Here is a 22,523-nt window from a genome sequence, read left to right as displayed (position 1 = left end):
GCTTTTAAAATGACTATTAAGTGTTGTGAGAAAATCCGCAAAAATAATACATGTATCCACTTTGCAACAACAAAACTCAATGCTAACTTCTTCGCAATCTCGTAAGGAATAAGCGCTATGAAAAATCTCATTGCAGAGTTATTGGTCAAGCTTGCAGAAAAAGAAGAAGAGTCGAAAGAATTGGTTGCTCAGGTCGAAGCGCTGGAAATCGTCGTAACCGCACTGCTGCGCCAAATGGCGACGGCTGAACAACAGGCGTTAATCCAGAGTATCGAAGGGGCACTGGAAGAAGCCCGGCCGGGAACGCATGTCACCCATCAGGATGCGGAGTTGCTGCAACAGTACGTAAAAAAGCTTTTAAGGCACCCGCGCAGTTAAACCCCTGACGCGCTGCCTGAACTGTCATCTCACTGTCATCTGCGCTACCTATAGTCGCTCTGTTTTATTTTCTTTAAGTATTTGTACATGGAGAATATTAAAGTGAAACAGAGCGCATTATTCCTTGCATTATTACCTCTGATGTTTACCCCTGCTATTTATGCGGAAACCACCTCGACGCTTGTTCTTGATAATCGGGCCGCTCAAGGTGATATTTCCGCCCCTGGCGGAGCGCGCCGTTTAAGTGGCGACCAAACGGCTGCTCTGCGTGATTCCCTCATTGATAAACCCGCCAAAAATATTATTTTGCTGATTGGCGATGGCATGGGGGATTCCGAAATTACCGCCGCGCGAAATTATGCCGAAGGGGCAGGCGGCTTCTTTAAAGGTATTGACGCCTTGCCGCTGACCGGCCAGTACACGCACTATTCGCTGGACAAAAAAACCGGCAAACCTGACTACGTAACCGACTCCGCTGCATCGGCCACGGCGTGGAGCACCGGTGTTAAAACTTATAACGGCGCGCTTGGCGTCGACATTCACGACAAAGATCACACCACCATTCTGGAAATGGCCAAAGCCGCCGGTCTGGCGACGGGCAACGTTTCTACCGCAGAACTGCAAGATGCTACGCCCGCCGCGCTGGTTTCTCACGTTATCTCACGTCGCTGCTACGGCCCGACGGTAACCAGTGAGAAGTGTGCGCTCAACGCGCTGGAGAAAGGCGGCAAAGGTTCCATTACTGAACAACTGCTGAATGCTCGCGCGGATGTGACGCTGGGCGGCGGCGCGAAAACCTTCAGCGAAGCCGCTACCGCCGGTGAGTGGAAAGGGAAAACGCTGCGCGAACAGGCGCAGGCGCGCGGTTACCAGTTGGTTGGCGATGCTTCTACGCTGGCGGCTATCACTGAAGCGAACCAGGACAAACCGCTGCTGGGGCTGTTCTCCGATGGCAACATGCCGGTGCGTTGGGAAGGGCCGAAAGCCTCGCTGCACGGCAATCTTGATCAACCTGCCGTGACCTGTACGCCAAACGCGAAGCGCACCGACAGCGTACCAACACTGGCGGCGATGACGGAAAAAGCCATTGATTTGCTGAGCAAAAACAAGAAGGGCTTCTTCCTGCAAGTGGAAGGCGCGTCGATCGATAAACAGGATCACGCGGCGAATCCGTGCGGGCAGATCGGTGAAACGGTCGATCTCGACGAAGCCGTGCAGAAAGCGCTGGAATTTGCCAGGAAAGATGGCAATACGCTGGTGATCGTGACAGCGGACCACGCCCATGCCAGCCAGATCATTCCGGCAGATACGAAAGCGCCGGGGCTGAGTCAGGCGCTGAACACTAAAGACGGCGCGGTAATGGCGATCACTTACGGCAACTCGGAAGAGGAATCGATGGAACATACCGGAACGCAGGTACGCATTGCGGCTTATGGCCCGCATGCGGGCAACGTGGTGGGGCTGACGGATCAGACCGATCTGTTCTACACCATGAAAGCAGCGCTGAATCTGAAGTAACAGCCTCCCGGCGGTAAATCTTTGCTGCCGGGTGGTTTTTTCACCAATTAGTACCATTCTTAAAAGGCACATTAAGAGAAGGATGGTGCTATGAAAATAACATTACTGGTTACCCTCGTCTTTGGCCTGCTGTTCGTTACGGCGCTTGGCGCCGCCGAAAAAACACTGACCCCGCAACAACAACGTATGACCCTCTGTAATCAACAGGCGACGGCGCAAACCCTGGCGGGAGACGCCCGTAAGAAATACATGAGTGACTGCCTGAAAAACACCAAAACTGAGCCCGGACAAAAAAGCCTGACGCCGCAGCAACAGCGCATGCGTGAATGTAACGCCCAGGCGACGCAACAATCCCTGAAAGGCGAAGATCGCAGTAAATTTATGAGCGGTTGCCTGAAAAAACCGCAATAACGCATCGGGTGAGCGTTGTGTTTCGCTCACCCATCATTCTGAAATCTCCCCACCTTATTGCCCACCCGCTAATCTCTGCCAGGCTTACTTGGTGAGCTTTTTATTTCTCCTTTTCCTCGTGGTTGTGCGCTGTCTGGCGTTACGCCCGTTTTTGCAACACTGACACGGGAGCAAAGTGATGAACTATCAATATGTTACTGAACTGAATGCCTTGCCGGAAAGCCAACCGGTGAAAGTGGACGTTGCGGGTACATCCATGATCCTTATCCGCACCGGGGCAAAAGTCCGGGCCTTTCAGAGTAAATGCCCGCATGCAGGCGGGCCGCTGGAGAAGGGCGCCGTGTGCGATGGCAAGCTGGTCTGTCCGTGGCATAAAGCGGCGTTTGATATCACCAATGGCGAATGGCGCGAACCGCTGGCACTGCAAAACCTTAAGCAATATCCGGTGAGCCTTGAGCAGAATCGGGTGCTGGTTAACCCGCGCCCACTTTCACCTGCCAGCCACGCGCTTATTCGTGGTGAACGCCCGCAAACGGCGGTGATTCTGGGTACTGGCGCGGCAGGAAGCGCGGCGGCGATCACGTTGCGTGACGCCGGATTTAACGGCCACCTGGTATTGATCGATAAAGAAGATAATGCGCCCTACGATCGCACCGCATTGAGCAAATTCGTTCCGGCGGGGAAAATGAAAATCAGTGAAGTCCCCCACCTGCTGGATAACGCCTTTTACAGCCAGCCTGGTGTCGAAATCCTGCGTGAAGAGGTGACGGATCTGGATAGCCACGCTCATCAGCTTACGCTTGCCAGTGGTCGGCAGATTTCCTTCGACAAACTGCTGATGGCGACTGGCGGCCAACCGGTGTGGCCGGATATTCCCGGCAACCACCTGGCGGGCGTACATGTGCTGCGTGGTATCCACCAGGCCGAACGTCTGCTTAATGAAGTGGAACAGGAACAGCAACTGGTGGTGATCGGTAATAGCTTTATCGCCATGGAGCTGGCGGCAGCACTGCGTAATCAGGATATCGACGTGACGGTATTATCACGTCATGCGCTGCCTTTTGTACCGCAGTTCGGTGAGGAGATAGGGCAGTATTTTATGAACCTGCATAAACAGAATGGCGTGAAGTTTGTTACCGGCGAACCGGCTGCGCTGGAGGGCAACGGCCATGTGCAGAGCGTGACGTTAAAAGATGGCCGTTCAGTGCCAGCACATGTGGTGGTGTTTGCCACGGGCGTGAAGCCAGTAACCGACATGGCGCGCGATCTGCCCCATGAAAAAGATGGCAGCCTGACGGTGGATGAAACGTTGAGCGCGGCAACGGATGTCTGGGCGGTAGGCGATATCGCCAGCTACCCGGCCCCGGAAGGGCGCCGGCGTATTGAACACTGGCGTGTTGCACAGCAGCAGGGACGGCTCGCTGCGCTGAATATGCTGGGTGAACAACACGCCTTTGATCGCGTGCCCTTTTTCTGGACCACTCACTTCGGTAACCGCTTTGAATACCTTGGTTATACCCGCGAGTGGGACAGCATGAAAATGTTGGGATCGTTTGATAACAAACGCTTTGCCGTGCTCTACGGCGAAGAAGGTGTGCTGAAAGCGGTGCTGAGCTGCGGGGAATACAGTGAAACGGCGGGATTATTGCTCAAAATGCAGCAGCCTATCAGTATGCGAGCGGCCAGCGAAATACTGGCCTGAGAAATTGCGCCACGCGGTTGCGCGTGGCGCACGGCTTTAGCTGCTGAGTTTGTCGGACTTCGCCATACAAGCGGCAATAGCTTCGATAACCGCCGAGCGGAAACCTTTCTCTTCCAGCACTTTGACCGCCTCAATGGTGGTGCCGCCAGGCGAGCAGACCATATCTTTTAGCTCACCGGGATGCTTACCGGTTTCCAGCACCATTTTCGCGGAACCCATCACCGCCTGCGCGGCGAATTTGTAGGCTTGCGCGCGCGGCATCCCGCCCAGCACAGCGGCATCGGCCATCGCTTCGATAAACATGAACACATACGCCGGTGCGGAGCCGCTGACGCCAACCACCGGGTGGATCATCGGTTCGGCAATCACTTCTGCTTCACCAAAGCAGCGGAAGATATTTAGCACATCGGCGGTATCTTCCGGCGTGACCAGAGCGTTAGGTGTCACAGAGGTCATACCGGCGTTCACCAGCGACGGTGTGTTGGGCATGGCGCGGACGATTTTGCGGTCGTGACCGAGTGCGCGAGCTAACTGATCAAGCGTAACGCCTGCGGCGATGGAGACAACCAGCGTCTCTTTGTTCAGGCTGGAGGAGATATCGTTAAGGACTTTCACCATAATGTTCGGTTTGACTGCGCCAAAGACGATATCGGCAATCTGCGCCACTTCCTGCGCGCTTTGTGCTGGATTTACGCCAAACTGGTCATGCAGGGCGGCCACTTTATCCGGCGACGGGGTATAAACCCAGATTTGCCCCGGCAGCACCTGGCCGCTGGCAATCAAGCCGCCAACAATCGCTTTGCCCATGTTTCCGCAGCCGATAAAACCGATTTTTTTTTCCATCACATCCGTCTCTCTGCTTGTAAATGTTTGTGCGATATAGCTTAACGTGGATTGGCGGTGAGGGCGAAAGGATCTCTCCTTTCCCCGACAGGAAATTAAAGCGACAATGCGCCGCAAACAGAAAGGAGCAACGATGGCGATTTGGGTTGATGCGGACGCTTGTCCGAACGTAATCAAAGAGATTTTATTTCGTGCTGCCGAGCGTACACAGACGCCGTTAACGCTGGTGGCGAACCAAAACCTGCGCGTGCCGCCGTCACGGGTGATCCGTTCCATCAGGGTGCCCGCTGGTTTTGACGTCGCTGATAATGAAATTGTCCGGTTGTGCGAGGCCGGTGATTTGGTTATCACGGCGGATATTCCGCTGGCGGCAGAAGTGCTGGCAAAAGGCGCGGCGGCGCTAAACCCGCGCGGCGAACGCTACAGCGAGGCGACTATCCGTGAAAGGCTGACGATGCGTGATTTTATGGATACCCTGCGCGCCAGCGGTATTCAGACCGGTGGCCCGGATAGCCTGTCACAGCGGGATCGCCAGCAATTTGCCGCCGAGTTGGATAAATGGCTGCTGGCCGACAAGCGTCGCCAGTGCGAGTAAATTCTGCGCATTCCAGCATGATGTGATACTGTTTGCCGCCTTGCGGGCTTGCCAGCCTGTGTTACATTCAGTAAGGTTGCCGCGACACGTACTGCCATAGAATCTTTACAGATGAAACCCAGATTCAGTCTGGCTTTACTTGAAGTTTTTACTGCGGCAGCCATAGAACTGTAACGTTAATTTTACGATGAATTTCGTACTAGTTTGGTGATATCATCGCTGTCTTATTTTCCGTCCTGCACTGCGCGGGACCCGGAGGGAACACCTGCTCATGACGCTCCCCATTTTTCTTATCGGCGCACGTGGTTGCGGTAAATCGACGGTAGGTCGAACGCTGGCGCTGGCGCAGGGATGCCAGTTTATCGATACCGATTACTGGTTGCAGGAAAATGCCCAACAGACCATCGCTGCGATTGTTGAACAAGAAGGGTGGGACGGTTTTCGCGCACGGGAAACAGCCGCGCTGGAAGCGGTTTGTGCGCCATCACGCGTGGTGGCGACCGGCGGCGGGATTATTCTTAGCGAATACAACCGCCGTTTTATGCGCGAACACGGCGTGGTGGTTTATCTCTGCGCGCCGGTAGATGTGCTGGCTGAGCGGCTGCAGGCGTTTCCAGAAGAGGGGCAACGCCCGACATTAACCGGCAAGCCCATCAGTGAAGAAGTCAGTGAAGTGCTGGCGCAGCGCGATGCGCTGTACCGTGAGGCTGCGCATTATGTGGTAGATGCGGCGCAGTCGCCGGATAAGGTGGTGTCTGATATTGAAGCGGCATTGCAACTGGCGCGCGCCAGTTAGCGAAACGTTTGTCTATACTTATTGCTCGACCCGCAAAATGAGGAAGAGCTATGCCGACCAAACCGCCATACCCGCGTGAAGCCCGCATTGTCGCCGTTGAAAAAGGCGCGAACAGCCCGACCGTTACCTGGTATGAACTGCGCGCCGACCATCCGAAACCGGATACCTTAATTAGCGAACACCCCACCGAGCAGGAAGCTCTGGACGCCAAACTGCGTTATGAAGATCCGGACAAAAGTTAAACCGGATCTTTCAGGCTGGATGATTTCCTGAACATTACAAAAACGGAACTACGTCACATTTTTAAACTGGCTGAATAACAACCAGCGATTACTATTTCATTGTTACTGGAATTTATATGAGCACGGGAGTGGCATGTTCTCTTTACACAACAGCAGTCAAAACGGCGTGATTGAGAGCGAATAAGAACAAGCAGTGATGAAAGGCGGTAAGTAAAATGAGTGCGTCCCTGGCGATCCTCACCATTGGTGTGGTTCCGGTAAAAGAGATTTTTCCGCTCCTCGCGGAGCATGTTTCAGAAGAGCAGATTACCCATCTCAGCCTGCTGGGAAAAATGGATCCGGACGAGGTACGCCGTGAATACGCCGTTGACGCCGGGGAGCACGCCATTCCCACACGATTAAGCGATGACAGCCTTGGGATGGTTTCCCGGGAGAAAGTGGAGCGCGATCTGCAAGGCGTTATCGAAGTGCTGGATAACCAGGGTTACGATGTCATTTTGTTGATGAGCACGGCTGACATCCGCGGTTTTGTCGCGCGTAAGGCTATTTTGATTGAGCCACAGCGCATTATTCCGCCGCTGGTTGCTTCCATTGTTGACGGGCACCAGGTGGGCGTGATGGTGCCGATCCCCGAATTGATGGCGCAGCAAAAGAAAAAATGGCACGTGCTGGAAAAGGAACCTTATTACGTGCTGGCTCATCCTTACCTGGCGACAGAACAGGAATTAATTGACGCGGGCAAAGAACTTATTGAGCGCGGTGCGGATGTACTCATGCTCGATTGTCTTGGTTTCCATCAATATCATCGCGATTTACTGCAAAAAGCGCTGGATGTACCCGTTTTATTATCGAATGTGCTGGCCGCGAGGCTGGCATCTGAACTGCTGGTGTAGGCCTGCAAGCGTGTGAATTTCTCGTGACAGAAGCAAAGCCCGCCCTCTATAGTGTTTTTCCATACATTTTGTTTATAAGGGCCAGTTCATGCTTCAAAGTAACGAATACTTTTCCGGTAAAGTGAAATCCATTGGTTTTACCAGCAGCAGCACTGGCCGTGCCAGCGTTGGCGTCATGGCTGAAGGGGAATACACTTTCAGCACCGCGCAGCCGGAAGAGATGACGGTGGTAAGCGGCGCGCTGAATGTGCTGCTGCCAGGCGAAACCGAATGGAAAGCTTACGCCGCGGGTGAAGTGTTCAACGTACCTGGCCATAGCGAATTTCATTTACAGGTTGCAGAACCGAGTTCTTACCTCTGCCGTTACCTGTAATGCAAAACGCCCGGAAAATCCGGGCGTTTGTCTATGGGGAAAAAGCTAGCGTTGCGCTTCGCCGCCTAAGCCTTCCACCAGGTTTTGAATCAATGCCGCCAGCTCGCCGGTCATCAGAATAAAATCGGCATCGAAACGCTGGGCAAAATCTTCGCGGTCGATATCTTCATTCTGATCGCGCAGCTCATCGCAGAATTTCAGCCGCTTCACGGAACCGTCATCGCACATCAGGAACTGAATACGCTGCTGCCAGTCGAGCGCCAGCTTGGTGACGACTTTGCCCGCTTCAATGTGTACGGCGATTTCATCGCTCACCAGATCCTGCTTTTTCGCACGGATCACACCGCCATCTTCCAGCATCGCTTTCAGCTCTGCTTCGTCCAGCAACTGGAAACCCTGCGCCACCGTACCGGAACGCACCCATTCGGTCAGCGTCAGTTCGATAGGATTTTCCATCGCCAGCGGCACTACCGGCAGCGAGCCGAGACTTTTACGCAGCAACGCCAGCGTGTCTTCCGCTTTTTTGGCGCTGGCACAATCGACCATAATCAGACCATTCACGGTGTCGATCCACATCATGGTCTGGCTGAAACGGCTGAACGCACGTGGCAGCAAGGAGTGCAGCACTTCGTCTTTCAGCGAATCTTTTTCTGTTTTCTTAAGCTTGCGACCCTGCTCGGCTTCAAGACGGGAAATTTTCGCTTCCAGCGCCTGTTTAACCACCGGCGTTGGCAGAATTTTTTCTTCTTTACGCGCGCAGATAATAATCTGACCGTTGTTGCTATGGGTCAGCGCGTCGCTGTGTGAACCCATCGGTGGAACCCATCCGGTTTTCGCCATATCCTGACTACCGCATGGAGTAAACGATAGTGGGGCAAGCTGTTTTTCCATCTCTTCCGCACGCAGCGCCACATCGCGGCTGAGACGGTATACCATTAAATTTTTGAACCACAGCATGATTTTTTCCACGGCCTTGTCGTTAAATGCAGCGGGCATGATAGCGAATTGTCGCCGCCGTTGCATTGCTAATGCGTGGTCCACTATGAGGAGTTTGATGTGCGTATCGGTATCGACTTAGGTGGTACAAAAACAGAAATCATCGCGCTGGGCGAACAAGGCGAAGAGTTGTTTCGCCACCGCCAGGCCACGCCGCGTGACTATTGGCAGACCATTGAGCTAATCGCCTCGCTGGTGGATCTCACGGAAAAAGAGACCAGGCAGCGCGGCACGGTGGGCATGGGCATTCCCGGTTCGATTTCGCCTTACACGGGTGTGGTGAAAAACGCTAACTCAACCTGGTTGAACGGTAAACCGTTCGATAAGGATTTGAGCCAGCGGCTGAATCGCGAAGTGCGGCTGGCAAACGACGCCAACTGCCTGGCGGTATCCGAGGCGGTGGACGGCGCGGCAGCTGGGGCGCAAACGGTGTTCGCGGTGATTATCGGCACCGGCTGCGGTTCCGGTGTGGCGCTTAACGGGCGCGCGCACATCGGCGGCAACGGCACCGCCGGTGAGTGGGGGCACAATCCGTTGCCGTGGATGGATGAGGACGAGCTGCGCTATCGCACCGAAGTCCCCTGTTATTGCGGCAAGCAGGGCTGTATTGAAACCTTTATTTCAGGCACCGGCTTTGCCACGGATTACCAGCGGCTTAGCGGTAAGGCACTCAAAGGCAATGAGATCATGCGTCTGGTCGACGAACAGGATGCGGTGGCGGAACTGGCGATTAGCCGGTACGAGCTGCGGCTGGCGAAATCGCTGGCGCATGTGGTGAACATTCTTGACCCGGATGTGATCGTGCTGGGCGGCGGCATGAGTAACGTCGAGCGGCTTTACCAGACCGTACCGGTTCTGCTGCGCAACTGGGTGTTTGGCGGTGAGTGCGAAACGCCGATCCGCAAAGCGCTGCACGGCGATTCCAGCGGCGTGCGCGGCGCGGCGTGGCTGTGGCCACAGGGCGAATAAACACCGAGGGCGCGGTTGAACGCGCCCTCTTTTTTAATTCACCGCGAATTTCCCGTCGAGTTTGCTGTAGCCCAGCCCATTAATTTTCTTCACTTTGATCTGCACCGGAATGCGCTCTTTCATCGCTTCGACATGGCTAATCACGCCGATGGTTTTGCCGCTGGCGTTCAGCGCGTCAAGGGCATCCAGCGCAGTATCCAGCGTTTCACTGTCCAGCGTGCCGAAGCCTTCATCGAGGAACAGTGAATCAATGCGGGTTTTATGACTCACCAGATCGGAGAGCGCCAGCGCCAGTGCAAGGCTGACCAGGAAACTCTCGCCGCCGGAAAGGGTGCGCGTATCACGTACCGCGTCCGCCTGCCAGGTGTCGACCACTTCCAGTTCCAGGGCGTCGCTCTCTTTACGTTTCAGCAAATAACGGCCGTGCAGGCGATTAAGCTGGTTGTTCGCCAGCCAGACGAGGTTATCGAGTGTTAATCCCTGGGCGAATTTGCGGAATTTATCTCCCTCTTTGGAGCCGATAAGCGCATTCAGGTGTCCCCAGTCGTCATACAGCACGCTGGCATGCGCCATCTCCTGCAGCACATTTTGCTGGCGCTTGCGGTTATCTTCGTCCTGCTTCAACTGTTGACGGAATTCACCCTGGCGGGTGGTATTTTCCCGAAGTTGCCGCGAAACGCTTTCCAGCGTCAGGCTGATACTCTCCAGCGTGGCATTCGGGGCAAGCGCAGCAGGCGGTTGCGCCTGATGCGCACTCAATGCCTGTTCAGCGCTATTCGCTAATGCCTGTTTCTGCTGACATTCGCTGTCGAGCTTCTGGCGTAACTGCTCAAGGCGATGGCGTTCAGGCTCGGTGAGTAGGGCGTCAAGAAATGCCTGATGATCGGCGAAAACGCTTTTTCCCAGCGCATCGGTAAATTGTTGCTCCAGCGCGCCTGCCGTTTGCTCCTCTTGCGCCAGTTGCTGATGTAAGGTTTGCCACTGGCTTTCCAGCGCAAGACACGCATCGTGTACTTTTCGCCAGCCTTCCAGCGCCACTGTCTGCCCGTCGCTGGGTATGTCGCTTTCCGGTAGTGTGTCGAGGATCGGCGTAAGTTGCGTCATTTTTTCGTGCATCGCACTGAGCTGTTGCTGCTGGTGTTGCCACTGCTCGGCTTCCTGCGCGCGCGCCGCCAGCCACGGCTCCTCTTCGCCTTCCGGCGGCAGCGCCAGATCCAGATGTTGCAGAGTGGTCGCCAGCTTTTCACGGCGGCCAACCACGGCTTGTTGATATTGCTCGCTTTGTTGATAAAGTTCGCGGATTTGCAACTGCAATGTCTGGCGCTGGTTTAGCAAGTAGAGCTGATGTTCATACGCATCCTGCGCACTTTGCCAACTGGTGAGTTCACGATGCGGCTCCAGCGTGACGCTCAGCGCAGCGCAGGCTTTCGCCCACTCCTGCAACCAGCTTTGCTCCTCTTGTTGCAGGTTTTTAACTTCGCGCTCATCTTTTTCGTAGCGTTCAGCCAACCCTTTCAGCCGCTCGCCAAGCGCGACGCCATCCTCTTTGACCTGGCGGACTTCGAGATCCAGCGCGCTGCGTCGCGCCTGATTGACGCCTGGCTCAAGAGTTTGATAATGCGCAACTGCCGGATGTTCGGTTGCGCCACACAGCGGGCAAGGGTGACCGGGTTGCAGGCGCGCACGCTCGCTTTCCAGATCTTTGATCCGATTTTCCAGCTCGCAAATGGTCGTGACTTCCGTCAGTAGCTGGTTTTTCTCTTTATACAGTTCGCGTTTGCGCGCCAGCTCAACGCTGATTTTTTCCTGCTCGGCGCGTAAATCCAGCAAGCTCTGCTGGCGCTGTGCCAGCTGCTTGCGTAGCGGAGCAAAACGGGCATGCAGAGCGGTAAGCTGCTGACGAAGCGGGCGGTTTTGCGCGCACAGCGCCATTGCCGCCGCGGTATCTTCCTCGCTCATCTCCAGCGTTGACGCAGGCAAGGTGCGCAGTTTCGTCTCGTGCGTCTGCACGCGCTGTTGCAGTCCGAGCCACTGTTTTTTCTCCTCTTCCAGCTGGTTGAACAACACGCGCCAGCCGGTTAATTCGCTTTGCCAGCGCTGAAAACGGGCATTTTCAACAAGCCAACTTTCCAGCGTTTTTTGCGTTTCCTGCAATGTTGCATGCTGCTGTTGGGCGCTAAAGCGAATGCGTGCGCGCTGTAACAGGCTGGCATGTAAGCGAGTATTTACTTCTTCGCTCTGTGTTCGAGTGCGGAGCAGCGCTTTACGCTGCTCCTCAAGCCGATCCCACAGCGGGCGCAATTGCAGCGCCGGTTGCGCGCGTTCCAGCGCCGCTAACTGCGGCTGGGCACCGGCCAGCGCCTGCTGTGCCTGTACCAGCGCGGCCTGTGCGCGTCCGCGTGCGGCACGTAGCTCCGCATCGCGGTTCAGCCAGTTTGCCTGCGCCTGTATGTCGCGCTGACCCGCCAGTAAAAGTTGCTCTTCGTCAGTGAGTGCCTGCAAACTTTGCGCAAGCTGCTGGCGCTGCTCATCATTAAGTAGCACTACGCCTTCGGCCTGTGCCTGCAACTTCTCCAGCCGGGTTTTCGCCGCTTTGTGTTTTTCAAACACCATGGCGGAAATCTGCCCATAAATCTCGGTGCCGGTCAGCTCTTCCAGCAGCTCGGCACGTTCGCGCGGTTTCGCATTGAGGAACGCGGCAAACTGCCCCTGCGACAGCAGCATGGAGCGGGTGAAACGGCCATAATCCAGCCCGGTTAGCGAGGCAGTAAGATCAAGTTTATCTTTCACTTTATCGGCAAGTATTTTGCCGTCGGCGCAGACCGCGAGTTCAACGCGCGGGGCTTGCAGGTTGCCATCCGGCAGCCCACGGGCGCGGCTCTGGCTCCAGAAGGCGCGATAGGCGACGCCTTTCACTTCAAACTCCACTTCAGCCAGGCAGTCGGCGGTATCGCGGGTCATTAAATCGTTTTGCGATTGCGAAAGGGTGCTAAGACGCGGTGTTTCGTGATACAGCGCCAGGCAGATGGCGTCGAGCAGGGTGGTTTTCCCCGCACCGGTCGCACCGGTAATGGCGAAAAGGCCATTGCTGGCGAACGGCTCTTCGGTGAAGTCTATTTTCCACTCGCCTTTGAGCGAGTTCAGGTTTTTCAGCCGCAGGCTCAGGATTTTCATGCCTCATTCTCCTCATCCAGCGCCTGGCGTGCTTCGCTGAAAAGCGTGTGCAAACGCGCACTTTGTGTATCGTCGAGTTCTGCCAGCGCAAGGCGACGGGCAAAAACCTCTTCCACTTTTAATTCGTTTAAGGTTTCGCGTAACTCGCCGGAGAGAATTCGTTCGCGTTGTTCGCGGCTGCGGCGCACCAGCAGCACTTCTACCGGCAAATCTTCCGTCAATTGCTGGATTTTGCGCTGCATGTCCGTCAGATATTCATGGCTTTCGATTTCGATATCCAGCCATACAGGGTGCTCAGCGGGCGCGTCTCGCCACTGCTCTAACTGGCGGCAGATGTCAGCAAAATCGCCTTTGATCACGGCTAATGCCTGCGTTGCTGGAACCTCCAGCGTCGTGACTTCGGCGAGTTTACCCCCGGAGAATGTCACCAGATTGACGCTTTTGCTTTTCCCGGTTTCATCAAAACTCAACGCAATGGGCGAGCCGCAGTAGCGGATATGCTCCTGGCCGCCAATCTTCTGCGCCCGATGAATGTGGCCGAGCGCGATGTAATCCATGCGGGGAAAATTCTGTGCAGGGAATGCGTCTAACGTGCCGATATAAATATCACGCACCGCGTCACTTTTGCTGGCACCAACAGTGGTTAAATGACCGCTGGCAATAATGGGCAGCGGCTTGTCACCGCGCAGTTCACAGGCCTCGGTAAACTGCTGTTGATAGTAATCGGTGATCGCCGCCAGCAAATGTTGCTGTTTTTGTTGCCCGGAAAGCCCCGCCTGGCTAACGGTAATGTCGCGTGGGCGTAGAAATGGCACCGGGCAAAATACTGCACCGGGTTCGCCATCGCGGCAATTTAGCAAGAACGGCTTCTCGCCTGCACTGGCGATTACCGTGGTTTTCAGGTAAGCGAGGATCGCTTTCGATTCATTCAGCGTGGCCACGGAATCGTGATTACCCGCCAGCACAATAAGCTGGCAGCCCGTTTGCTGGAGTTTAACCACAAAGCGGTTATAGAGCTCGCGCGCATAGCTTGGCGGGGAACCGGTATCGAAAATATCGCCTGCGACAATAATGGCATCAACCTGATGCGTTTCGGCGGCGGCGAGCAGCCAGTCGAGAAAAGCGTCATGTTCGGCGGCGCGGTTTTTACTGTAGAAGTTTTGACCCAGATGCCAGTCTGAAGTGTGAATGATGCGCATAGCGGTTCCGTGGCGAAAAAGCGTAAAGCAGATTATAAACATTAAGCAGATGAGGGACATAACCGAACGCAAATTTGCGTTGTCACACAGCCACCGCACGGGTCATATTGCGGTCATCTTATTCATAAATCTGTCATAAAACTGACGCATAATGGCGCCGCTATCTATACTGACGACTTAATTAAAACAGGGCGAATTATGGCGAGACGAATTCTGGTCGTAGAAGATGAAGCACCGATCCGTGAAATGGTGTGCTTCGTGCTCGAGCAAAATGGTTTTCAACCGGTGGAAGCTGAAGATTATGACAGCGCGGTGAACCAACTTAACGAACCCTGGCCCGACCTGGTTTTACTGGACTGGATGCTGCCTGGCGGTTCTGGCATTCAGTTTATTAAACATCTTAAACGCGAAGCGATGACCCGTGATATTCCGGTGATGATGCTGACCGCGCGCGGGGAGGAAGAGGATCGCGTTCGTGGTCTGGAAACGGGGGCGGACGATTACATTACCAAGCCATTTTCACCGAAAGAGCTGGTGGCGCGTATCAAAGCTGTGATGCGCCGTATTTCACCGATGGCGGTGGAAGAGGTGATAGAAATGCAGGGGCTGAGCCTCGATCCTTCCTCACACCGTGTGATGACGGGTGAAAATCCGCTGGATATGGGACCGACAGAGTTTAAACTCTTACACTTTTTTATGACTCACCCGGAACGTGTTTACAGCCGCGAACAGCTGCTGAACCACGTATGGGGAACCAACGTTTACGTTGAAGACAGAACCGTGGACGTGCATATTCGCCGTCTGCGCAAAGCGCTGGAACACAGCGGCCACGATCGTATGGTGCAAACAGTGCGCGGCACGGGATATCGTTTTTCGACCCGTTTCTGAAATTTGACAGGAGTGTGACGCGTGCTGGAACGGCTGTCATGGAAAAGGCTGGTGCTGGAGCTCCTCCTTTGTTGTATCCCCGCCTTTATTCTCGGCGCGATTTTCGGTTACCTGCCCTGGTTTTTATTCGCTGCGGTAACCGGCCTGCTGATCTGGCATTTCTGGAATTTACTGCGCCTTTCCTGGTGGCTATGGGTTGATAAAAGCATGACCCCGCCGCCGGGAACGGGAAGCTGGGAGCCGCTACTTTACGGGCTACACCAGATGCAGATGCGTAACAAAAAGCGCCGCCGTGAACTCGGAAATTTGATCAAACGCTTTCGCAGCGGTGCGGAATCGCTGCCGGATGCGGTGATCCTCACCACCGAAGACGGGGCGATTTTCTGGTGTAACGGCCTCGCCCAGCAGATGCTGGGGCTGCGCTGGCCGGATGACAACGGCCAGAATATCCTTAACTTACTGCGCTACCCTGAATTTACGAAATACATCAGGAATCAAGAGTTTGGTCGGCCTCTGCACTTAGTGCTCAATAATGGGCGGCATCTTGAGATCCGCGTCATGCCCTACAGCGAGCAACAACTGCTGATGGTGGCGCGCGACGTGACGCAAATGCACCAGTTGGAAGGCGCGCGGCGTAACTTTTTTGCCAACGTCAGCCATGAGCTGCGCACGCCATTAACGGTGCTGCAAGGCTATCTGGAAATGATGCAGGAGCAAACGCTGGAAGGGGCTCCGCGCGAAAAAGCGCTGCACACTATGCGTGAACAAACTTCGCGGATGGAAGGGTTGGTGCGCCAGTTACTCACGCTGTCGAAAATTGAAGCCGCGCCGACGCTGCCGCCTAACGAAACCATTGATGTACCTATGATGCTGCGGGTCGTCGAACGGGAAGCGCAAACCCTTAGTCAGCAAAAGCACACTTTCAGTTTTGAAGTGGATAACGCGCTTAAAGTGCTGGGCAACGAAGAGCAACTGCGCAGCGCAATCTCTAATCTGGTGTATAACGCCGTCAACCACACGCCACCGGGCACGCACGTTATTGTGCGCTGGCAGCATGTACCGCAGGGAGCGGAATTTAGCGTGGAAGATAACGGACCGGGCATTGCCGCAGAACATATTCCGCGTCTGACCGAACGTTTCTACCGGGTGGATAAAGCCCGCTCGCGGCAAACTGGCGGCAGCGGTCTTGGGTTGGCGATTGTCAAACACGCGGTAAATCACCACGACAGCCGCCTTGATATCGTCAGCGAACCGGGCAAGGGCACCCGCTTTAGCTTTGTCGTGCCGGAACGTCTGGTTGCCAAAAAAGCCGCTTCCTGAAGGCTCTGTCAGCATATCTTTCCAGCGGCCTGCGAAAACAGGCCGCTTTCCCGCACCGTCTACCTCAACTGAAACATATTTTGTACGTCTGCTGCTTTTTTGTTCGCATGATCAGCCATGTGTTTTTCTTATAAATGGAGTATCTGACTGCTTGTTTTTTACAATGCAGCATAACCATCTGGTTTTACGATCCCACCTTGCCTTTAAACGTTATAAGCGTTTAAATTGCGCCCCATACATTGTCAGACCGACTGTGTTTACGTGGTAAATCGAAAAACTATTCTTCGCCACGGTGTACATAAAGCATTTCCCGCTGATTTTTCGCGCAATTGGCGTTTTATTGTTCGGTCGGGAAAGGCCAATAATTCATCACTTTACGACACCACATCCACAGGCAGTAAAACTTATGACCCATCACTTAAAACCACGAGACATTGTTGCTCTGGGCTTTATGACCTTTGCCCTCTTCGTAGGCGCAGGTAACATCATTTTTCCTCCGATGGTCGGCTTACAGGCGGGTGAACACGTCTGGACGGCGGCGTTTGGCTTTCTGATTACTGCCGTTGGTTTGCCCGTGCTAACCGTTGTAGCACTGGCGAAAGTGGGCGGTGGCGTCGATAGTCTGAGCACGCCGATTGGTAAAGTGGCGGGTGTTCTGCTGGCGACGGTTTGCTACCTGGCGGTTGGGCCACTGTTTGCGACGCCGCGTACGGCAACCGTGTCGTTTGAAGTCGGGATTGCGCCGCTGACCGGCGAAGGCGCGATGCCGCTGCTGATTTACAGCGTGGTGTATTTCGCGCTGGTGATCCTGGTATCGCTCTATCCGGGCAAACTGCTTGATACTGTGGGTAATTTCCTTGCTCCGTTGAAAATCATCGCGCTGACTATCCTCTCGATCGCCGCGATTGTCTGGCCGGCGGGCTCCATCAGCCACGCGCTGGACGCTTACCAGAACGCCTCTTTCTCCAACGGTTTCGTCAACGGCTACCTGACGATGGATACACTGGGCGCAATGGTCTTTGGCATTGTGATTGTCAACGCAGCGCGCTCACGCGGTGTGACCGAAGCGCGCCTGCTGACCCGTTACACCGTTTGGGCTGGCCTGATGGCTGGCGTGGGTCTGACGCTGCTTTATCTGGCGCTGTTCCGCCTGGGTTCAGACAGCTCTTCGCTGGTTGATCAGTCTGCCAACGGTGCCGCCATTCTGCATTCTTACGTTCAGCACACCTTTGGTGGTGCGGGCAGCTTCCTGCTGGCGGCATTGATTTTCATCGCCTGCCTGGTGACGGCGGTTGGCCTGACCTGCGCCTGTGCCGAGTTTTTCGCGCAGTATCTGCCGCTCTCTTACCGTGCACTGGTGTTTATTCTGGGTATCTTCTCGATGGCGGTGTCCAACCTCGGGTTGAGCCACCTGATTCAGATTTCGATTCCGGTGCTGACGATGATCTACCCGCCATGTATCGTACTGGTGGTGCTGAGTTTTACCCGCTCCTTCTGGAACAATTCAACGCGCGTTATCGCACCGGCCATGTTTATCAGCCTGCTTTTTGGTATCCTTGACGGCGTGAAAGCCTCCGCGTTTGCTGAACACCTTCCTGCCTGGACACAGCGCTTGCCGCTAGCGGAGCAGGGGCTGGCCTGGTTGATGCCAAGTCTGGTGATGGTGATTCTGGCTGCAATCTGGGATCGCGCCGCAGGACGACAAGTGGCTTCCAGCGCGCATTAACAGCAGCAAATACGGTTTGTTTAACCACGGGGTACGCGCTCCGTGGTTTTTTATTTTTGTGTTGAATAATGGCAGTGGAAACGATGGAAAGTACTAATAAGCTGAAGCGTGGGCTAAGCACCCGCCACATTCGCTTTATGGCGCTGGGTTCAGCGATTGGCACCGGGCTGTTTTACGGCTCCGCTGATGCCATCAAAATGGCCGGGCCAAGCGTGCTGCTGGCTTACATTATTGGCGGTGTCGCCGCGTATATTATTATGCGTGCGCTGGGCGAAATGTCCGTGCATAACCCTTCCGCCAGCTCCTTCTCTCGCTACGCGCAGGAAAACCTCGGCCCGCTGGCCGGTTATATCACCGGCTGGACGTACTGTTTTGAAATCCTGATTGTCGCCATTGCCGATGTGACTGCTTTTGGCATTTATATGGGCGTCTGGTTCCCAACGGTGCCGCACTGGATTTGGGTGCTGAGCGTGGTGCTGATTATCTGCGCCATCAACCTGATGAGTGTGAAAGTGTTCGGCGAACTGGAGTTCTGGTTCTCGTTCTTTAAAGTCGCCACTATCATCATCATGATTGTCGCCGGTTTCGGCATCATCATCTGGGGAATTGGCAACGGAGGCGAACCAACCGGTATTAGCAACTTGTGGAGCCACGGTGGCTTCTTCAGCAATGGCTGGCTTGGCACGGTGATGGCGCTGCAAATGGTGATGTTCGCCTATGGTGGTATTGAAATCATTGGCATCACCGCCGGTGAAGCGAAAGACCCGGAAAAGTCGATCCCGCGCGCCATTAATTCAGTGCCGCTACGCATACTGGTGTTCTACGTCGGTACGCTGTTCGTGATTATGTCCATTTACCCGTGGAATCAGGTGGGGACAGACGGCAGCCCGTTTGTACTGACTTTCCAGCATATGGGCATCACCTTTGCTGCCAGTATTCTTAACTTTGTGGTACTGACGGCCTCGCTTTCCGCCATCAACAGCGATGTATTTGGTGTCGGGCGTATGTTGCACGGTATGGCCGAGCAGGGCAGTGCGCCGAAAATGTTCGCTAAAACCTCGCGTCGCGGCATTCCGTGGGTAACGGTCATGGTGATGACAGTCGCGCTGTTACTGGCGGTCTATCTGAACTACATCATGCCGGAAAATGTCTTCCTGGTGATTGCCTCGCTGGCGACCTTCGCCACGGTGTGGGTGTGGATCATGATCCTGCTCTCGCAGATTGGTTTTCGCCGCCGTCTCTCTGCTGATGAAGTAAAAGCGCTGAAATTCAAAGTACCAGGCGGGGTGGCAACCACTGTCGTTGGGCTGATTTTCCTCGTGTTTATTATTGCGCTGATTGGCTGGCACCCGGATACCCGCATCTCGCTGTACGTCGGTTTTGCGTGGATTGTGCTGCTGCTGATTGGCTGGATGTTTAAACGCCGTAAAGCCTGATAGTCGTGCCGGATAAGCGTTATGCTTGTCCGGCATTCATCAATGGCGACTGGCTTACACCACCGGCGTCAGCAGTTTCCCTTGTGTAAAGTAGCTCAGCAGATTATTGATGGTCAGATCCGCCATTGCCTGGCGCGTTTCGGCGGTATTACTGGCGATATGCGGCAATAACACCACGTTTTGCAGGCTGCGCAGCGCTGGTGGAATATGCGGTTCTTCTTCAAATACGTCCAGCCCGGCGCCGCGTAATTTCCCTTCCTGTAGCACGGCGATTAACGCCCCGGTATCGACAACGCTGCCGCGAGCAATGTTCACCAGAATGCCCTCCGGCCCCAGCGCTTCCAGCACTTCACGGTTGATAATGTGCTGCGTTTTTGCACCACCGGGTAATGTGAGCACCAGAAAATCAACCGCTTCCGCCAGCGAGAGAAGTGAATCATGGCGTTGCCAGTGGCGGTTGCGCGCTTCCCGTGGGCTGAAATAATGAATCGGCATATTGAATGCCGCCGCACGTTGGGCGACGTCATGCCCAATATTGCCCATGCCAACAATTCCGCAGCGCTTGCCACTCATCTTCCATGCGCCGGGAAAGGCACTATGTTCCCACTCGCCCGCACGGGCAAACCGGTCGGCTTCACAGATTTTCCGCGTGACCGCCAGCATGAGCGCCAGCCCGGTATCGGCCACGCATTCGTTAAGCACGTTAGGCGTGTTGCTGACTTTGATCCTGCGTTGGCGGCAGGTGTTGAGATCGGTAGCATCCACGCCGACACCGAAACCGCTGATCACTTCCAGCGCCGGAAGCTGCTCTATCAGCGCAGTGCTGATGCCTTTCGCCGCCCGCGTCAGCGCGCCACGGATGGCAGGGGCGCGTTCGCGCATTAGAGCCTGTGTATTGGGTTGCCAGTAAGGATGCACCACGAAATGGCGTTCGAGGGTGTCGATCATTGCCTGCGGTATTTCGCTGATGACGAGGATCTCGGGTTTGCTGCTCATACTAAGCCCTTTATTCATCTATAGTTTTTATCAGTATAAAAAAGCGCGTTTGCCTGCGGCTTCGGGCATTAGCACGAAGCGGGCGTGGAAAAACTCACGCATATGCCTGGTGAATATCTCGCCAGATCACATCTGCGCCCTCTCTCTCACCCCCGGAAAAAAGCGGAAAGAAGGAGGCAGGGCGAGAATCGCTGTGGAAGAGTGGCGTCATTTTGAGCAAAGGGGATTTTTTGATGTTGAATGCATGGCATTTGCCCGTCGCGCCGTTTGTGAAACAGAAACAGGATCAATTAGTTATTAGCCTTTGGCTAACCGGAACCTCGCTGCCGGAGCGGGTGATGCTGCGGGTTGAAATCGATAACGAAGAGACGCCTGTGGTGATGCATCGCGGGCGCAAACCGACAGCCGATGGTGTAACTGTCTGGCGGGCGGCGATCGATGTGGCGAGCGGGCAGCCGCGTCGTCGCTATAGCTTTAAGCTGCTATGGGAAAACCGCCAACTCTGGTTTACGCCGCAGGGCTTTAGCCACTTTCCGCCCGCCCGGCTTGAGCAGTTCGCCATTGATGCGCCGGACTGCGGGCCGCAGTGGGTGGCGGACCAGGTGTTCTACCAAATTTTCCCGGATCGTTTTGCCCGCAGTCTGCCGCGCGGCGCAGATCAAGACAAAATCTATCATCACCATGCAGCAGGGCAGCCGATCGTTATGCGAGACTGGGACGATCCGCTGACCGGGGACGCGGGCGGTTCAACCTTCTATGGCGGTGATCTTGACGGCATCAGCGAGAAACTGCCGTACCTGAAAAAGCTCGGCGTCACCGCGCTGTACCTTAACCCGGTGTTTGTTGCTCCCAGCGTACATAAATATGACACCGAAGATTATCGCCATGTTGACCCACAGTTCGGCGGCGATGAGGCGTTGCTGCGCCTGAGGCACAACACGCGCGACGCGGGCATGAAGCTGATTCTGGATGGCGTCTTTAACCACACCGGCGATTCCCACGCCTGGTTCGACCGACACAACCGTGCAACGGGCGGCGCGTGTCACAACCCGGATTCGCGCTGGCGTAGCTGGTTCAGCTTTGATGAGAACGGCCACGCTCGTGACTGGCTGGGGTATGCGAGCCTGCCGAAGCTTGATTACCAGTCACCTACGTTAGTTGATGAAATTTATCAGGGTGAAGAGAGCGTGGTGCGCCACTGGCTGAAAGCGCCGTGGCACATGGACGGCTGGCGGCTGGATGTGGTGCATATGCTGGGCGAAGATGGCGGGGCGCGTAACAATTTGCGCCATGTCACGGGCATTACGCAGGCCGCGAAAGCTACCCAGCCAGAAGCGTATATTGTTGGCGAACATTTTGGCGATGCGCGCCAGTGGCTGCAGGCGGATGCCGAAGACGCGGCCATGAACTACCGCGGTTTTACCCTGCCGGTGTGGGCTTTTCTGGCAAAGACCGATCTCTCTTATGATCCGCAAAAAATAGATGCGCAAACCTGTGCGGTATGGATGGATAACTACCGCGCCGGGCTGTCGCACCAGCAGCAATTGCGTATGTTTAACCAGCTCGATAGTCACGATACGCCGCGCTTTAAAACGGTGCTCGGCAACGACATTGCGCGCTTACCATTGGCGGTGGTCTGGCTGTTTAGCTGGCCGGGTACACCGTGCATTTATTACGGCGACGAAGTGGGGCTGGATGGCGCTAACGATCCGTTTTGCCGCAAGCCGTTCCCGTGGGACAAAAAGCGCCAGGATGGCAAGCTGCTGGCGCTTTATCAGCGCATGGCGAAGCTGCGTTCGCGTTCGCAAGCGTTGCGCTACGGTGGTTGTCTGGTGATTTATGCGCACGACAATGTGCTGGTATTTTTGCGTGTTTACCGTCAACAACGGGTTTTAGTCGCGATTAACCGGGGCGAAGCCTGTGAAGTGGTGCTGGAGGATTCACCGCTGTTACGGGGGAAAAACTGGCGGCTTAAGGAAGGTACAGGTACGCTACAGGATGATGTGCTGACGCTTTCAGCCATTAGTGCATCTGTCTGGTCCGCCGCCTGAATCGCCACGCGAAGAGG

The 22,523-nt window shown here is 55.1% G+C and carries 20 protein-coding genes; 15 read left to right on the top strand and 5 right to left on the bottom strand.

Annotated features, from left to right (window positions below):
* Positions 1–117 precede the first annotated feature (117 nt).
* The 4 genes from iraP to ACFX4O_RS04540 all read left to right on the top strand — a co-directional run bounded on the left by iraP (position 118) and on the right by ACFX4O_RS04540 (position 4,009).
* Complete coding sequence (gene iraP / locus ACFX4O_RS04555) at positions 118–378, top strand: anti-adapter protein IraP (protein ID WP_380207542.1); 261 nt, start codon at positions 118–120, stop codon at positions 376–378.
* A gap of 87 nt (positions 379–465) precedes the next feature.
* Entirely contained in the window at positions 466–1,896 is a 1,431-nt protein-coding gene (gene phoA / locus ACFX4O_RS04550; RefSeq protein ID WP_380207541.1) for an alkaline phosphatase, read from the top strand.
* Positions 1,897–1,986: 90 nt separating this feature from the next.
* Positions 1,987–2,307 carry a phosphate starvation-inducible protein PsiF gene (gene psiF, locus ACFX4O_RS04545; RefSeq protein WP_131410005.1) on the top strand — a complete coding sequence of 107 codons (321 nt, stop codon included), beginning with the start codon at positions 1,987–1,989 and terminating at the stop codon, positions 2,305–2,307.
* 178 nt (positions 2,308–2,485) lie between these two features.
* The gene (locus ACFX4O_RS04540) at positions 2,486–4,009 is read left to right on the top strand and encodes an FAD-dependent oxidoreductase (RefSeq protein ID WP_380207540.1); all 1,524 of its coding nucleotides are present in this window, start codon (positions 2,486–2,488) and stop codon (positions 4,007–4,009) included.
* 36 nt (positions 4,010–4,045) lie between these two features.
* On the opposite strand, the gene proC is transcribed toward ACFX4O_RS04540, so the two are convergent.
* Complete coding sequence (gene proC / locus ACFX4O_RS04535) at positions 4,046–4,852, bottom strand: pyrroline-5-carboxylate reductase (RefSeq protein ID WP_131410139.1); 807 nt, start codon at positions 4,850–4,852, stop codon at positions 4,046–4,048.
* Positions 4,853–4,985: 133 nt separating this feature from the next.
* Between proC and ACFX4O_RS04530 the strand changes: the two genes are divergently transcribed.
* The 5 genes from ACFX4O_RS04530 (at position 4,986) to ppnP (ending at position 7,751) form a co-directional block, all read left to right on the top strand.
* The gene (locus tag ACFX4O_RS04530) at positions 4,986–5,447 is read left to right on the top strand and encodes a YaiI/YqxD family protein (protein ID WP_380207539.1); all 462 of its coding nucleotides are present in this window, start codon (positions 4,986–4,988) and stop codon (positions 5,445–5,447) included.
* Between the two features lie 271 nt (positions 5,448–5,718).
* Positions 5,719–6,243 (top strand): shikimate kinase AroL, encoded by a 525-nt coding sequence (aroL, locus tag ACFX4O_RS04525; protein WP_131410011.1) that lies wholly within the window; start codon positions 5,719–5,721, stop codon positions 6,241–6,243.
* Between the two features lie 50 nt (positions 6,244–6,293).
* Positions 6,294–6,485: a protein YaiA gene (yaiA, locus tag ACFX4O_RS04520; protein ID WP_380207538.1), complete on the top strand. Its 192-nt coding sequence runs from the start codon at positions 6,294–6,296 to the stop codon at positions 6,483–6,485.
* A 215-nt stretch (positions 6,486–6,700) separates the two neighbouring features.
* Entirely contained in the window at positions 6,701–7,378 is a 678-nt protein-coding gene (locus tag ACFX4O_RS04515; RefSeq protein WP_380207537.1) for an AroM family protein, read from the top strand.
* A gap of 88 nt (positions 7,379–7,466) precedes the next feature.
* A complete protein-coding gene (gene ppnP / locus ACFX4O_RS04510; RefSeq protein WP_017458829.1) occupies positions 7,467–7,751 on the top strand; it encodes a pyrimidine/purine nucleoside phosphorylase in 285 nt (94 codons plus the stop codon).
* Positions 7,752–7,796: 45 nt separating this feature from the next.
* On the opposite strand, the gene rdgC is transcribed toward ppnP, so the two are convergent.
* The gene (gene rdgC / locus ACFX4O_RS04505; RefSeq protein ID WP_044489799.1) at positions 7,797–8,708 is read right to left on the bottom strand and encodes a recombination-associated protein RdgC; all 912 of its coding nucleotides are present in this window, start codon (positions 8,706–8,708) and stop codon (positions 7,797–7,799) included.
* 99 nt (positions 8,709–8,807) lie between these two features.
* Between rdgC and mak the strand changes: the two genes are divergently transcribed.
* Entirely contained in the window at positions 8,808–9,716 is a 909-nt protein-coding gene (gene mak / locus ACFX4O_RS04500; RefSeq protein WP_380207536.1) for a fructokinase, read from the top strand.
* A 33-nt stretch (positions 9,717–9,749) separates the two neighbouring features.
* On the opposite strand, the gene sbcC is transcribed toward mak, so the two are convergent.
* Together sbcC and sbcD are read right to left on the bottom strand one after the other, a co-directional pair.
* Positions 9,750–12,890 (bottom strand): exonuclease subunit SbcC, encoded by a 3,141-nt coding sequence (gene sbcC / locus ACFX4O_RS04495; RefSeq protein ID WP_380207535.1) that lies wholly within the window; start codon positions 12,888–12,890, stop codon positions 9,750–9,752.
* A complete protein-coding gene (gene sbcD / locus ACFX4O_RS04490) occupies positions 12,887–14,089 on the bottom strand; it encodes an exonuclease subunit SbcD (protein ID WP_380207534.1) in 1,203 nt (400 codons plus the stop codon). The genes sbcC and sbcD overlap by 4 nt, the downstream gene beginning before the upstream one ends.
* Positions 14,090–14,287: 198 nt before the next feature.
* Between sbcD and phoB the strand changes: the two genes are divergently transcribed.
* From phoB to proY, 4 genes are all read left to right on the top strand, one after another.
* Positions 14,288–14,977: a phosphate response regulator transcription factor PhoB gene (phoB, locus tag ACFX4O_RS04485; RefSeq protein WP_007373472.1), complete on the top strand. Its 690-nt coding sequence runs from the start codon at positions 14,288–14,290 to the stop codon at positions 14,975–14,977.
* Positions 14,978–14,998: 21 nt separating this feature from the next.
* The gene (phoR, locus tag ACFX4O_RS04480; protein WP_131410025.1) at positions 14,999–16,297 is read left to right on the top strand and encodes a phosphate regulon sensor histidine kinase PhoR; all 1,299 of its coding nucleotides are present in this window, start codon (positions 14,999–15,001) and stop codon (positions 16,295–16,297) included.
* A 406-nt stretch (positions 16,298–16,703) separates the two neighbouring features.
* Entirely contained in the window at positions 16,704–18,023 is a 1,320-nt protein-coding gene (gene brnQ / locus ACFX4O_RS04475) for a branched-chain amino acid transporter carrier protein BrnQ (protein ID WP_380207533.1), read from the top strand.
* An 83-nt stretch (positions 18,024–18,106) separates the two neighbouring features.
* On the top strand, positions 18,107–19,459 hold the full coding sequence (proY, locus tag ACFX4O_RS04470) for a proline-specific permease ProY (protein ID WP_380207532.1): 1,353 nt from the start codon (positions 18,107–18,109) through the stop codon (positions 19,457–19,459).
* A gap of 54 nt (positions 19,460–19,513) precedes the next feature.
* On the opposite strand, the gene ACFX4O_RS04465 is transcribed toward proY, so the two are convergent.
* A complete protein-coding gene (locus ACFX4O_RS04465; RefSeq protein WP_380207531.1) occupies positions 19,514–20,455 on the bottom strand; it encodes a 2-hydroxyacid dehydrogenase in 942 nt (313 codons plus the stop codon).
* A 233-nt stretch (positions 20,456–20,688) separates the two neighbouring features.
* Here ACFX4O_RS04465 and malZ point away from each other — a divergent pair, with 233 nt between their 5' ends.
* The gene (gene malZ / locus ACFX4O_RS04460; RefSeq protein ID WP_380207530.1) at positions 20,689–22,506 is read left to right on the top strand and encodes a maltodextrin glucosidase; all 1,818 of its coding nucleotides are present in this window, start codon (positions 20,689–20,691) and stop codon (positions 22,504–22,506) included.
* The last annotated feature ends 17 nt before the right edge of the window (positions 22,507–22,523 follow it).

Source organism: Kosakonia sp. YIM B13571, from assembly GCF_042788095.1.
GTDB lineage: Bacteria > Pseudomonadota > Gammaproteobacteria > Enterobacterales > Enterobacteriaceae > Kosakonia > Kosakonia quasisacchari.
Note: the sequence above shows the minus strand (reverse complement) of the source record. Positions and strands in the feature narration are given on the sequence as shown.

Bases quoted from the DNA above. Each gene is read 5' to 3' on its own strand.
- brnQ (WP_380207533.1), top strand. From the start codon at position 16,704: ATGACCCATCACTTAAAACCACGAGACATTGTTGCTCTGGGCTTTATG.
- ACFX4O_RS04515 (WP_380207537.1), top strand. From the start codon at position 6,701: ATGAGTGCGTCCCTGGCGATCCTCACCATTGGTGTGGTTCCGGTAAAA.
- phoA (WP_380207541.1), top strand. From the start codon at position 466: ATGGAGAATATTAAAGTGAAACAGAGCGCATTATTCCTTGCATTATTA.
- yaiA (WP_380207538.1), top strand. From the start codon at position 6,294: ATGCCGACCAAACCGCCATACCCGCGTGAAGCCCGCATTGTCGCCGTT.
- proC (WP_131410139.1), bottom strand. From the start codon at position 4,852: ATGGAAAAAAAAATCGGTTTTATCGGCTGCGGAAACATGGGCAAAGCG.
- proY (WP_380207532.1), top strand. From the start codon at position 18,107: ATGGAAAGTACTAATAAGCTGAAGCGTGGGCTAAGCACCCGCCACATT.
- ACFX4O_RS04465 (WP_380207531.1), bottom strand. From the start codon at position 20,455: ATGAGCAGCAAACCCGAGATCCTCGTCATCAGCGAAATACCGCAGGCA.
- iraP (WP_380207542.1), top strand. From the start codon at position 118: ATGAAAAATCTCATTGCAGAGTTATTGGTCAAGCTTGCAGAAAAAGAA.
- aroL (WP_131410011.1), top strand. From the start codon at position 5,719: ATGACGCTCCCCATTTTTCTTATCGGCGCACGTGGTTGCGGTAAATCG.
- ACFX4O_RS04540 (WP_380207540.1), top strand. From the start codon at position 2,486: ATGAACTATCAATATGTTACTGAACTGAATGCCTTGCCGGAAAGCCAA.
- rdgC (WP_044489799.1), bottom strand. From the start codon at position 8,708: ATGCTGTGGTTCAAAAATTTAATGGTATACCGTCTCAGCCGCGATGTG.
- phoB (WP_007373472.1), top strand. From the start codon at position 14,288: ATGGCGAGACGAATTCTGGTCGTAGAAGATGAAGCACCGATCCGTGAA.
- sbcD (WP_380207534.1), bottom strand. From the start codon at position 14,089: ATGCGCATCATTCACACTTCAGACTGGCATCTGGGTCAAAACTTCTAC.
- ACFX4O_RS04530 (WP_380207539.1), top strand. From the start codon at position 4,986: ATGGCGATTTGGGTTGATGCGGACGCTTGTCCGAACGTAATCAAAGAG.
- sbcC (WP_380207535.1), bottom strand. From the start codon at position 12,890: ATGAAAATCCTGAGCCTGCGGCTGAAAAACCTGAACTCGCTCAAAGGC.
- malZ (WP_380207530.1), top strand. From the start codon at position 20,689: ATGTTGAATGCATGGCATTTGCCCGTCGCGCCGTTTGTGAAACAGAAA.
- ppnP (WP_017458829.1), top strand. From the start codon at position 7,467: ATGCTTCAAAGTAACGAATACTTTTCCGGTAAAGTGAAATCCATTGGT.
- psiF (WP_131410005.1), top strand. From the start codon at position 1,987: ATGAAAATAACATTACTGGTTACCCTCGTCTTTGGCCTGCTGTTCGTT.